The organism is Streptomyces canus 299MFChir4.1, assembly GCF_000383615.1.
GTDB classification, from domain to species: Bacteria; Actinomycetota; Actinomycetes; order Streptomycetales; family Streptomycetaceae; genus Streptomyces; species Streptomyces canus_C.
Window position 1 is genome coordinate 1 of record NZ_KB911595.1, and the last position, 12,041, is coordinate 12,041.

13 protein-coding genes and 1 pseudogene are annotated in these 12,041 nt (G+C 70.5%); 9 read left to right on the forward strand and 5 right to left on the reverse strand.

The features are described from left to right. Positions 1-196 precede the first annotated feature (196 nt). Positions 197-1,240: an adenosine deaminase gene (locus H293_RS0126850; protein WP_020120934.1), complete on the forward strand. Its 1,044-nt coding sequence runs from the start codon at positions 197-199 to the stop codon at positions 1,238-1,240. Next, a complete protein-coding gene (locus tag H293_RS50055; protein ID WP_020120935.1) occupies positions 1,237-1,968 on the forward strand; it encodes a glycerophosphodiester phosphodiesterase in 732 nt (243 codons plus the stop codon). The genes H293_RS0126850 and H293_RS50055 overlap by 4 nt, the downstream gene beginning before the upstream one ends. Before the next feature lie 18 nt (positions 1,969-1,986). Here H293_RS50055 and H293_RS60275 read toward each other — a convergent pair. Then, a pseudogene (locus H293_RS60275) lies at positions 1,987-2,125 on the reverse strand (NADP oxidoreductase); the annotation flags it as partial. A 288-nt stretch (positions 2,126-2,413) separates the two neighbouring features. Here H293_RS60275 and H293_RS0126860 point away from each other — a divergent pair. Then, positions 2,414-3,565 (forward strand): serine hydrolase domain-containing protein, encoded by a 1,152-nt coding sequence (locus H293_RS0126860; RefSeq protein WP_020120936.1) that lies wholly within the window; start codon positions 2,414-2,416, stop codon positions 3,563-3,565. Here H293_RS0126860 and H293_RS0126865 read toward each other — a convergent pair. From H293_RS0126865 to H293_RS0126875, 3 genes are all read right to left on the reverse strand, one after another. Continuing rightward, entirely contained in the window at positions 3,558-4,085 is a 528-nt protein-coding gene (locus tag H293_RS0126865; RefSeq protein WP_020120937.1) for a hypothetical protein, read from the reverse strand. The two genes, H293_RS0126860 and H293_RS0126865, sit on opposite strands and share 8 nt — an antisense overlap. Positions 4,086-4,128: 43 nt before the next feature. Beyond that, positions 4,129-4,551 carry an SRPBCC family protein gene (locus tag H293_RS0126870; RefSeq protein WP_020120938.1) on the reverse strand — a complete coding sequence of 141 codons (423 nt, stop codon included), beginning with the start codon at positions 4,549-4,551 and terminating at the stop codon, positions 4,129-4,131. A 109-nt stretch (positions 4,552-4,660) separates the two neighbouring features. Beyond that, entirely contained in the window at positions 4,661-4,879 is a 219-nt protein-coding gene (locus tag H293_RS0126875; RefSeq protein WP_020120939.1) for a hypothetical protein, read from the reverse strand. Between the two features lie 240 nt (positions 4,880-5,119). On the opposite strand from H293_RS0126875, the gene H293_RS0126880 reads away from it, so the two are divergent. Beyond that, positions 5,120-5,587 carry a hypothetical protein gene (locus tag H293_RS0126880; RefSeq protein WP_259294543.1) on the forward strand — a complete coding sequence of 156 codons (468 nt, stop codon included), beginning with the start codon at positions 5,120-5,122 and terminating at the stop codon, positions 5,585-5,587. 109 nt (positions 5,588-5,696) lie between these two features. Here H293_RS0126880 and H293_RS0126885 read toward each other — a convergent pair whose 3' ends face one another. After that, positions 5,697-7,136 carry a gamma-aminobutyraldehyde dehydrogenase gene (locus tag H293_RS0126885; protein WP_020120941.1) on the reverse strand — a complete coding sequence of 480 codons (1,440 nt, stop codon included), beginning with the start codon at positions 7,134-7,136 and terminating at the stop codon, positions 5,697-5,699. 169 nt (positions 7,137-7,305) lie between these two features. On the opposite strand from H293_RS0126885, the gene H293_RS0126890 reads away from it, so the two are divergent. The 5 genes from H293_RS0126890 to H293_RS0126910 all read left to right on the forward strand — a co-directional run bounded on the left by H293_RS0126890 (position 7,306) and on the right by H293_RS0126910 (position 12,039). Then, entirely contained in the window at positions 7,306-7,836 is a 531-nt protein-coding gene (locus H293_RS0126890; RefSeq protein WP_020120942.1) for an Lrp/AsnC family transcriptional regulator, read from the forward strand. A gap of 19 nt (positions 7,837-7,855) precedes the next feature. Continuing rightward, positions 7,856-9,220 carry an aspartate aminotransferase family protein gene (locus H293_RS0126895; RefSeq protein ID WP_020120943.1) on the forward strand — a complete coding sequence of 455 codons (1,365 nt, stop codon included), beginning with the start codon at positions 7,856-7,858 and terminating at the stop codon, positions 9,218-9,220. Positions 9,221-9,423: 203 nt separating this feature from the next. Beyond that, positions 9,424-10,164: an ABC transporter ATP-binding protein gene (locus H293_RS0126900; RefSeq protein WP_020120944.1), complete on the forward strand. Its 741-nt coding sequence runs from the start codon at positions 9,424-9,426 to the stop codon at positions 10,162-10,164. Further along, positions 10,146-11,537, forward strand: a complete 1,392-nt coding sequence (locus H293_RS0126905) for a hypothetical protein (RefSeq protein WP_020120945.1) — start codon at positions 10,146-10,148, stop codon at positions 11,535-11,537. The genes H293_RS0126900 and H293_RS0126905 overlap by 19 nt, the downstream gene beginning before the upstream one ends. Before the next feature lie 82 nt (positions 11,538-11,619). Next, positions 11,620-12,039, forward strand: a complete 420-nt coding sequence (locus H293_RS0126910; RefSeq protein WP_020120946.1) for a VOC family protein — start codon at positions 11,620-11,622, stop codon at positions 12,037-12,039. The last annotated feature ends 2 nt before the right edge of the window (positions 12,040-12,041 follow it).

Below are 12,041 nucleotides of genomic sequence, written 5' to 3' on the forward strand. Positions count from 1 at the left end.
GCCCCCACCGGACCCGCAGCTGCGCCGCAGGCACCAGGGGCGCGGGGAACTGCGCAAAACGCCCGCCCCCACCAACCCGCACCCGCACCCGCACCCGCACCCGCACCCGCACAAGACACCGCACCGCCGCCGCAGGCACCCCCACCCGCCTAACATGTTCCGCATCGATCAGCCGATCACCGCAAGGGAAGGCCCCATGCCGACGACGCCCCACCACCTGCACGCCTTCATCGCCGACCTGCCCAAGGCCGAACTCCACGTCCACCACGTCGGCTCGGCCTCCCCCCGCATCGTCTCCGAACTGTCCGCCCGCCACCCCGACTCCAAGGTCCCCACGGACCCCGAGGCACTCGTCGACTACTTCACCTTCACGGACTTCGCCCACTTCATCGACGTCTACCTCAGCGTCGTGGACCTGATCCGCACCCCCGAGGACGTACGGCTCCTCACCTACGAGGTCGCAAGGGACCTCGCGCGCCAGCAGGTCCGTTACGCCGAGCTCACCATCACCCCGTTCTCCTCGACCCGCCGCGGCATCGACGAGCGCGCCTTCATGGAGGCCGTCGAGGACGCCCGCAAGGCGGCGGAGTCGGAGTTCGGCACGGTACTGCGCTGGTGCTTCGACATCCCCGGTGAGGCCGGTCTGGAAGCCGCCGAGGAGACGACCCGCCTCGCCACCGACGACCGCGTCCGCCCGGAGGGCCTGGTCAGCTTCGGCCTCGGCGGACCCGAGATCGGCGTCCCCCGCCCCCAGTTCAAGCCGTACTTCGACAGGGCGATCGCCGCCGGTCTGCACTCGGTCCCGCACGCCGGCGAGACGACCGGCCCGGAGACCGTGTGGGACGCCCTCACCCACCTGCGCGCCGAGCGCATCGGCCACGGCACGAGTTCCTTCCGGGACCCGAAGCTCCTCACGCACCTCGCGGAACACCGCATCCCGCTGGAGGTGTGCCCCACCTCCAACATCGCCACCCGAGCCGTCCGCACCCTCGACGAGCACCCGATCAGGGAGTTCGTGAAGGCGGGGATAGTCATCACGATCAACTCCGACGACCCCCCGATGTTCGGCACGGACCTGAACAGCGAGTACGCGGTGGCGGCGCGGCTCCTGGACCTCGACGAAGAGGGCCTGGCCCGACTCGCGAAGAACGCGGTCGACGCGTCGTTCCTCGACGAGCCCGGCAAGACCAGGATCAAGGACGAGATCGACACATACACGGCCTCCTGGCTCGCGCCGTGACCCCGCTGACGGCCGTGGCACACCGCGGCGACCCCTACCGCGTCCGTGAGAACACGATCGACTCCCTGCGTGCCGCGCTCGACCGGGGCGCGGACGCGGTGGAGGTCGACGTACGGCTCACCGGGGACGGCGTGCCGGTGCTGCTCCACGACGAGACGCTCAAGCGACTGTGGGAGCACGACCGCCCGCTCCTCTCCCTGTCGGCGGACGAGGTACGAGGGCTGACGGACGGGAGGGTGCCGACACTCGCCCAGGCCCTCGAAGCCACCGAAGGCCACCGCCTGATGCTCGATCTGCCCGGCACGAGAGAGGTACGAGTGGCCCGCCGCGTGGTCGACGTGGTCCGTGAGTGCGGTGCCCTGGACCGCGTGTACTACTGCGCCGACGCCACCGCCATGCTGGCCGTCCGCGAGGCCGACCCGTCCGCGGAGATCGCGCTCACCTGGACGAGCCTGGCGCCCCCGCGCCCGGCCCTCCTGGACGCGGTGAAGCCGCGTTGGCTCAACTACCGCTTCGGCCTGATGGACCGGGACCTCGCGGACCGTATCCACGCCGACGGCTACCTGATCTCCGTGTGGACACCCGACACCCGCCGCTCGATGCGCCGCCTCGCCGCACTGGGCGTCGACTCGATCACGACGAACCGGGTGGACGTGCTCTGCGCGCTGAGAGCGCACGCGGACGGGAGTCAGACCCCTGAGTACGCCCGCGGCGGCGCGATCGCCTGAGCGTCCGCCCCCTCCTGTCAGGGCCCCCTCGTCGTCCCCGCACAGCGGCACCGCGAGGGGGCGGCCGTCGAAGACGGGCGGGGTCAGCCGCCAGACGTCGACGTGGCACAGGTGGAAGGCCTGCCTTCACGACGTGCGCCGAAGGTGCGGCGGACCCGGTGCGTTCGGACGACCTCGACGACCGCCTCGTACGGCACCTGGCGCATGGCGATGGCGACCAGCCAGCACCAGAAACCGTCCGTGGAGACGGAGTGAAGGGCTCCGCGACAACACTCTTTCGCCCCCTAGGGGACTCCCCCCACAACTCCCTTGAAAGCAGCCGGAGTTGCTCAGGGTTCCGCCAGGGGCCGGCCCCTTCCCGCCGACGATCCCGTCACCTCGGCAGCCACGCAGGATGATCACACACATCCCGCATCCCGCATCCCGCATCCGCAGGAGCCGACTCATGCGTGACATTCGCCGCAGAAGCATCCTCGCCGGCGCCCTCGCCCTTCCCCTGACCGCCGGCCTGCCGACCGCGTCCGCGACCGCAATCACGACCGTGACCACGACCACAGGCTCCGCACCGGACGCCGAGGCGCTGCGCGCGGCGATCGCGGGGCTCCCCGACGCGAACGCCACGGCGGCCCTGGTCCGGGTCGGCGGCACCGAGGGCCGCTGGCACGGCAGTTCGGGCGTGCACGATCTGGAGAGCGGACGGCCCGCCGATCCGGACGCGCGGTTCCGGGCCGGTTCGACGACCAAGGTGGTCACGGCGGCGGCCGTACTGCGGCTGGTGCACGAGGGGCGGATCGACCTGGACACGCCGGTCCAGCACTACCTGCCCGGCCTCCTCGGCGGGCGGTTCCGGCCGGTCACGGTACGGCAGTTGCTCGACCACACCAGCGGCATCCCGGCGGGCGACGGTCTAGGCACCACCTTCGAGGAGGTGTACGCCCACCGCTTCGACACGCTCACGCCTCAGCGGGTCGCCGCGTCCGCGGGTGCGAAGGAGCCGGAGTTCTGCCCGGGGAGGCAGCAGCACTATCTCAACATCAACTACACGTTCCTCGGCCTGCTGATCGAGAGGGTGACCGGGCGGTCGTACGCCTCCGAGGCCGCCCGGCTGGTGCTCAGGCCGGCCGGGATGCGGGACACGTACTTCCCGGGCACCGACCCGCGCATCCTCGGTCCGCACAACCGGGGCTACCAGGCGGTGCGGAAGGCCGACGGGACGACCCAGTTCCTGGACGTCACCGAGTGGAACCAGGCGGACCGGTTCGCGGCCGGGGACATGATCTCCACGACCGCGGACCTGGAGCGACTGCTCACCGGCCTCTTCCGGGGCCGGATCGTCCCGCGGCCGCGGCTGAGGGAGGTGTTCTCGGTCCCTTCGGGCATCGCAGGCGCGAGTTACAGCGCGGGCGGCCTCCAGCGCTTCGAGTCCGAGGGGAAGGTCTACTGGGTCAAGTCCGGTGGCCGGTACGGCTACAACTCGGCGATCGCCGCCACTTGCGACCTGAGCCGTACGGTCGTGTACTCGGTCAACTCCACCGACGCCAAGAGCGAGGACGCGAACCCGGTCGTCGTCCGGATCATCGCGGCCGCGCTCAAGTAGCGGGCACGGCAGGGGTGTCGGGCGTGGGCTGGTACGGGACAAGCGCCTCCAGCCGCTTGATCTTCCGCCGTACGACGTACAGCGGGAGCACCCCGAACACCCCGAAGGCCATGTCGATCACGCTCCACCAGAACGGGATACCCCGGACGGGCCCGCAGATCAGGGCGAGGGGGACGATCCCGGCGCAGGCGATCATCGCGAACTCGACGACCCAGATGTTGCGGACCGGGTCGCGGTAGGGGCCGTAGAAGGCGACCGCGATGACCAGGTGGGCGAAGGCCAGCCAGTCCGTGCCGTAGAGGAGGAAGGGGTAGTCGGAGTCGGCGGTGTCGAGCCCGCGCCGGACGCGCGCGATCCAGTCCGTCAGGGCGTCCGGCGCGGGAAGGTGCCGCAACACCTCCTCGGTCCAGCGCAGTTCGTGGACCAGCGGGAAGGCCGTGGCGCCGCTGAGCACCAGGCAGACGACGAAGAAGACCAGCCATGCGCGGATGCCCCTGAGACGGGCGGCTCTGTCGCTCATGGCAGCAGCGTACGCCTGGAATTGAACATGTTCAAAAGCCTGGTCAGGACGCGGCGGTCTCCGCCAGCTTCTGGAACTCGCCGAGGTCGTAGTTGGCGAGGGCGGAGTCGAGGTTCGTCAGCGCGCCGAGGTGCTCGACGAACCCCTTCGGGTCGTACTCGATCTGGAGGGTCACCCGGCTCGTGGTGTCACTGAGCCGGTGGAAGGTGACCACGCCCGCGTGGTGCACCCCCTCCACCGTGCGCCAGGCGATGCGGTCCTCGGGGACGACCTCGGTGAGCTCGGCGACGAAGTTCTTGTCGGCTCCGGGAAGTTGGAGCTGCCAGGCGAAACGGCGCTCGTCCAGCCGCTCCACCAGGCGTACGTGGCTCAGAAAGGTCGGCCACCGGGCCACATCGCTCCACAGTGCCCAGGCGACGGCGACGGGAGCCTCGATATCGACGGTTTCCACGAGGGACGCGGACATGCGGTACCTCTCCTTCCGATTGGCCGGGGCCGGCCCGACGGGTGCGGTGCGCAGCGGATACCCCCGCCGGGACGGCACACACAGGGGGGTCGACGGCGCGGAGCGCCACCTAACGCCCCGCGCTTCTACGGGCCCTGACCCGCGTCGCCACGAGGACGAAGCCCGTGTGGAGCACGGCGAGACCGACGCAGATCCAGCCCTTCACCAGGCCGTTCAGGAGCATCATGACGCCGGCGACCAGCGTCACGACGGAGACCGCACAGGTCAGCAGCGCGTTTCTCCGCAGCGCGGCATCCGAGCCGTGGGCCTCCCGGCCGAATCTGCTCATCCCCACCCTTTCGACAGCAGGCCGGAGGCAAGGTGGCCGTCGCTGAGGCGGTACCGGGGCGACCGCCCGCCGCTCATGCCTCCCCAACGTGCCCGCGGGCTCACGTGCGAAACCGGTGTCGGCGCTGACGGCGGTCCACTCGGTGAGGCCCACCGCGGTGCGGCGAAGGCGGTCGCGTTTCCGGGGTCGGCGATCAGCGCGGAGGGAACCATTCCAGCGCAGTCGGACCTCTGGTCCTGCGTGAGTCTCGTGATGCTGTTCTTCGGCCTGCTCTTCATGGGCGGGTGGCTGGCGGCCCTGACCGCGCTGGGGTACGCGGTCGCCACGCTGGTGCGCGTCCGGTCACTGGACTGGGTGCGGAGCGACGGAAACCCGGCCGTACGGCTGCTGGTGCCGACGCCCGCCTACCGGCGCTTCGACGTGGCACTCGCGGTGACGGCTCTCCTGGCCGACCTGTGGTTCATCTCGCTGGTCGTCGTCTTCGGCTCGGACGGCATCTTCACCGAGGGCTGGATGGGCTACCCCGGCATGATGGATCCCGCCGGGCAGACCTATCAGGCTGACGCGGTGAACGCGCTGCGCGCGACGGCGTGGTGGACCTTCGGCACGGCGGCCCTGTGCCGCTGCTGGATCACGGCCGGGGTGCAGCTGTGCCTCCTGCCGTCGGCCGCGTGGTGGATCGGGTCGTTCGACACGTACTACCACTGAGCGGGGCCGACGCAGGGGCGGGCCCCGAGCCACCCAGGGGCGCGGGGAACCGCGCGACCAGCCCCCACACCCCCGCGGCCGAAGAAACGCCGAAGAAGCGCCGAAGAAGCTACGCGTCCAACGACGTCATCACGTGCTTGATCCGCGTGTAGTCCTCGAACCCGTAACCCGACAGGTCCTTGCCGTACCCCGACTTCTTGAACCCGCCGTGCGGCATCTCGGCGACCAGCGGGATGTGGGTGTTGATCCACACGCAGCCGAAGTCGAGCTTCTTGGACATCCGCATCGCGCGGCCGTGGTCCTTGGTCCACACCGAGGACGCGAGGGCGTACTCGACGCCGTTGGCCCACGAGACGGCCTGCTCCTCGTCGGAGAAGGACTGCACGGTGATGACCGGTCCGAACACCTCGTTCTGGATGATCTCGTCGTCCTGCTTCAGCCCGGACACGACGGTCGGAGCGTAGAAGTACCCCTTCTCGCCGACCTGGTGACCGCCCGCCTCGACCTTGGCGTGCGCGGGCAGCCGCTCGATGAACCCGGAGACCTGCTTGAGCTGGTTCGGGTTGTTCAGGGGACCGAACAGCACGTCCTCGTCGTCCGGCTGCCCGGTCTTCGTGTCGGCGGCGGCCTTCGCCAGCGCCGCGACGAACTCGTCGTGGATCGAGGACTGCACCAGCACCCGCGTGGCCGCCGTGCAGTCCTGCCCGGCGTTGAAGAAGCCCGCCACCGAGATGTCCTCGACGGCCTTCGCGATGTCGGTGTCCTCGAAGACGACGACCGGGGCCTTGCCGCCCAGCTCCAGGTGCACCCGCTTCAGGTCCCTGGACGCGGACTCGGCGACCGACATACCGGCCCGCACCGACCCGGTGATCGACGCCATCGCCGGCGTCGGGTGCTCGACCATCAGCCGCCCGGTGTCGCGGTCGCCGGTGATGACGTTGAAGACACCCTTCGGCAGGATCCCGCCGATGATCTCCGCGATCAGCACGGTCGACGCGGGCGTCGTGTCCGACGGCTTCAGCACCACCGTGTTGCCCGCCGCGATCGCCGGCGCGAACTTCCACACGGCCATCATCATCGGGTAGTTCCACGGCGCGACCTGCGCGCAGACACCTACCGGCTCACGCCGCACGATGGAGGTCAGGCCCTCCATGTACTCACCGGCCGACCGGCCCTCCAGCATCCGCGCCGCACCCGCGAAGAAGCGGATCTGGTCGATCATGGGCGGGATCTCCTCGTCCCGCGTCAGGCCGATCGGCTTGCCGGTGTTCTCCACCTCGGCCGCGATGAGTTCCTCGGCCCGCTCCTCGAACGCGTCCGCGATCTTCAGCAGGGCCTTCTGCCGCTCGGCGGGCGTCTTGTCGCGCCAGACCGGGAAGGCCGCCGCGGCCGCCGCCATCGCCGCGTCCACGTCCGCCTGCCCGGACAGCGGCGCGGTCGCGTACGCCTCACCGGTCGCGGGGTTGACCACGTCCGTGGTCCGTCCGTCGGCGGCGTCCCGGAACTCACCGTCGATGTAGTTGCGCAGACGACGCAGTTCGGTGCTCACTGCCGGCCTCCTGAGGGGTTGGAACTGTCCACTGACTGAGACACCCACCCTAATCGGGAGCCCCACGTTTTCAACACCCCCGATCCGGCCAAGGCTGCGAAATCCGCAGGTCTCCGTCACGTAAACAACGAATTTCATCGCCTCAACCTTGCGAAACCGTCGAGACGTCGTGCACAGTGAGCTCGTGGCCAGCCGAAGCACAGACCCCAGGGACTCCCGCGAGTCCAGGAGCGAGGCCAGGAACGGCAGCAGCCCGAACCTGGACGCCGTCTCCCTCGCCATCATCGAGCAGCTCCAGGAGGACGGCCGCCGTCCGTACGCCGCGATCGGCAAGGCCGTCGGCCTGTCCGAGGCGGCCGTGCGCCAGCGCGTCCAGAAGCTGCTCGACCAGGGCGTGATGCAGATCGTCGCCGTCACGGACCCGCTCACCGTGGGGTTCCGGCGCCAGGCGATGGTCGGCATTCACGTCGAGGGTGATGTCGAGTCCGTGGCCGACGCGCTGACCTCCATGTCCGAGTGCGAGTACGTGGTGATGACCGCCGGCTCCTTCGACCTGATGGTGGAGATCGTCTGCGAGGACGACGACCACCTCCTGGAGGTCATCAACCGCCGTATCCGGGCCATCCCCGGAGTGCGCTCCACCGAGAGCTTCGTCTATCTGAAGCTCAAGAAGCAGACCTACATGTGGGGAACCCGATAACCGTGAGGACCCGATAACCGTGAGCTCCAAGGACCTCAGCCGCACCGCGTACGACCACCTGTGGATGCACTTCACCCGCATGTCCTCGTACGAGAACTCCCCGGTCCCGACCATCGTCCGGGGCGAGGGCACCTACATCTACGACGACAAGGGCAAGCGCTACCTGGACGGTCTCGCGGGCCTGTTCGTGGTCCAGGCCGGCCACGGGCGCGTCGAACTCGCCGAGGCTGCGTTCAAGCAGGCGCAGGAACTGGCGTTCTTCCCGGTATGGTCCTACGCCCACCCGAAGGCCGTCGAGCTCGCGGAGCGCCTCGCGCAGCACGCGCCCGGCGACCTCAACAAGGTCTTCTTCACGACCGGTGGCGGCGAGGCGGTCGAGACCGCCTGGAAGCTCGCCAAGCAGTACTTCAAGCTCACCGGCAAGCCGACCAAGTACAAGGTCATCTCCCGCGCGGTCGCCTACCACGGCACCCCGCAGGGCGCCCTGTCCATCACCGGTCTGCCGGCCCTCAAGGCCCCGTTCGAGCCGCTGGTCCCGGGCGCCCACAAGGTCCCGAACACCAACATCTACCGCGCCCCGATCCACGGCGACGACCCCGAGGCGTACGGCCGCTGGGCCGCCGACCAGATCGAGCAGCAGATCCTCTTCGAGGGCCCGGACACCGTCGCCGCGGTCTTCCTGGAGCCGGTCCAGAACGCGGGCGGCTGCTTCCCGCCTCCGCCCGGCTACTTCCAGCGGGTGCGCGAGATCTGCGACCAGTACGACGTGCTGCTGGTCTCCGACGAGGTCATCTGCGCCTTCGGCCGCCTCGGAACCATGTTCGCCTGCGACAAGTTCGACTACGTCCCGGACATGATCACCTGCGCCAAGGGCATGACCTCGGGCTACTCCCCGATCGGCGCCTGCATCATCTCCGACCGCCTGGCCGAGCCGTTCTACAAGGGCGACAACACCTTCCTGCACGGCTACACCTTCGGCGGCCACCCCGTGTCGGCCGCGGTGGGCCTGGCCAACCTCGACCTGTTCGAGCGCGAGAACCTCAACCAGCACGTCCTCGACAACGAGGGCGCCTTCCGCGCCACCCTGGAGAAGCTGCACGACCTGCCGATCGTCGGCGACGTCCGCGGCAACGGCTTCTTCTACGGCATCGAGCTGGTCAAGGACAAGGTGACCAAGGAGTCCTTCAACGACGAGGAGACCGAGCGCGTCCTGTACGGCTTCCTCTCCAAGGCGCTGTACGACAACGGCCTGTACTGCCGTGCCGACGACCGCGGCGACCCGGTCGTCCAGCTCGCCCCGCCGCTGATCTCCGACCAGGGGACCTTCGACGAGATCGAGCAGATCCTGCGCGCGACCCTCACCGAGGCCTGGACCAAGCTCTAGCCCCCGGTTCCGGCCCCCGGCGATTGAGCGGCTCACGCGGCCCGGGGTGCGTCCGTCCGAGTGACAGGCACGCACCCCGGGCCGTGTGCTGTACGGCGTCCCGCCCCCGCCTCCCTAGCGTGCCTGGTAACCGATCGGCCCTGCTTTCGTTCCCCCGCTCGGGGGATTGCAAGGCACAACGGACCAGAACGAGGTGTACGCCCATGGAGGCCCCGCCGGACAACGATGTGCTCTGGGCACGCTCCCTGCACTTCACCCACCGCGACGGCTCACCGGCGCTCCAGGGTGTGTCCCTCGGAGTGCGCGAGGGAGAGATCCTCGCCGTCAGCGGGCCGCGCGGCAGCGGCAAGACCGCACTGCTCAGATGCCTGTCGGGACTCGCCCCGGCCCAGCGCGGCGAGGTCTGGTTCAACAGCGTGCCCGTGCACACCATGGGCCCGATGACCCGTGAGCGCCTGCGCCGTGACCGCTTCGGCTGGATCGACCCGGCCCCGGTGCTCGTCCCGGAGCTCAACGCCTGGGAGAACGCCGCCCTCCCCCTCATGCTGCGCGGCACCGGTCGCCGGCGCGCCAGGACGGCCGCCCTGGAGTGGCTGGAGCGCCTCGACATCGGCGACCGGACGCGCTGCCGCCCGCACGAGCTGACCCAGTCCGAACGCCAGCGCGTCTGCGTCGCCCGCGCCCTGGCCCCGGCCCCGTCGGTCCTGTTCGCGGACGAACCGACGGCCCCGCTGTACCGGGCGGACCGCGCCCACGTCCTGCGCACGCTCACGACGGCCGCCCGCTCCCACGGCATCACCGTGGTCCTGGCGACGCACGACCCCGACACCGCAGCCCTGGCGGACCGCACGGTCACCCTCCTGGACGGACGCCGGGTGAACACCGTGCACCTGCCCCCGATGGCCGACTCGGAAGGCCGTACCGCGTGCTCGCTCTCCGTCTGACCCGGGGCGCCCGTCCCGCCGTACAGCTGCGCCGCCTCCTGGTGGCCCTCGCGTCGGCGGGCACGGGCTTCCTCCTCCTGTGCACCCTCGGCCACGCGATCAGCCACCCCGAGGACGCGTCGGGCGCCGTCCTGCGCCTGGCGTGGTGCCTGACCCCGCTGGCGGCGACGGTCCACTTCGCCCTGGCGGTCGCCCGCACCGACCCGGGCACCCGTCCCCGCCCGGGTCTCGCGGCGATCGGCCTCGGCCCGGCCCGCCTGATGGCCGTCACGGCCGCGACGACGGCCCTCTCGTGCACCCTCGGCTCGATGCTGGCGCTGCTCTTCTTCCTCCATCTGCGGGGCGACCTGACGGGTATGCCCTTCGACGGAGCGGCGGCGGACTTCCTGGCCGCGGACGCCCCCCTCCCGTTGCCGGCGGCCCTGACCCTGCTGGGCCTGGTCCCGGCGATCGCCTCCGTGACGGTGGGACTCGTGCTGCGGCCACGGGACGACAGGCCGGCGGCGGCGAAGAGGGAGGCGCGGTCGTACGGCCGCTTCGGGGCGTACGGCAGGACGGCCGCCGGGGAGCCCTTCGGGGCGTACGGCCGCTTCCGCGCGCGCCGGACGGCGGGAGAGCCCGCCGAAGACCGTAACGCCGCTGCGGTGGCTCACGAGCCGAAGCGGGCCGGCACCCCGTCGGCTCGGGTCGGCGAGGACGTCCCCGCAGGACCGCCCGCCGAGGACGGCCGGACCGACGACCTCGACCCAGCGGTCCTTCCCTCCCCCAAGGAGGCACCCAAGGGGCTCCCCTGGGGCGTCGCGGTCCTCGCCGCCGGTCTGGCCGTGGAGGCCTACGCCAACCGTCAGGGCACCGACCCCGCCGCCCCTCTCCCCGGCGGCCTCGCGGGCACCCCCTCCGTCCTCGTCGGCTGGCTCCTGACCGCCGTGGGCCTGGCGATCGCCGGACCCGGTCTCACCCACCTCTGCGGCCGTCTCCTCCAGTCCACCCGGCCAGGCGCCCTCCGCCTCCTCGCCGGAAGGGTCCTCATGGCGGAGGCCACCCGTATCGGCCGCCCATTGGGCATCGTCTGCGCGGTGGCCTCCGGCACCTACGCGATGACCACCCTGTACGACGGCACGGGCCCGGAGGTGGGCCCCCTCACCACCCTGGGCCTGGCCCTCGTGACGAGCTGCACCATCGCCACACTGCTCACCGCCGCCGTGGAGGCGAAGCACGCGAGGTCGCACACCACGGCCGCGCTCGTCCGCCTCGGCGCCCCCGCGACGATGCTCCGCAGCGCGGCGGCCCTCCGCGCCGGCGCCCTGCTGGCCCTCTTCGGCCCGCTGACCCTGGTCGTGGCCGAGCTGGCGGCGCTCCCGCTGACCGGCTGAAGAAAAGGCCCGCGGCAGCGATGAGTTCCGCCGACCCCGCCCGTCTACCCCGCGTACAGCACGCACCCGATGGGAGACTCCGATGACCGCGCCTGCCTATCAGCAGATGATCTTCGTCAACCTGCCCGTGAACGACCTCGACGCCTCGAAGAAGTTCTACACGGGGCTCGGCTACACGCTCAACGAACAGTTCAGCGACGACAAGGCGGCCTCGGTCGTGATCAGCGAGACGATCGTCGCGATGCTGCTCACGAAGCCGTTCTACGCGACGTTCACCAAGAAGGAGATCGCGGACCCGACGAAGACCAGCCAGGTGCTGCTCTGCCTGAGCGCCGAGAGCCGCGCGAAGGTGGACGAACTGGTCGAGAGGGCCGTCGCCGCGGGGGGTACGGCCAACGACGACGTGCAGGACCAGGGATTCATGTACGGCCGTTCCTTCAACGACCTGGACGGCCACGGCTGGGAGGTGGTGTGGATGGACCCGGCGGCGATCCAGGGCTGACC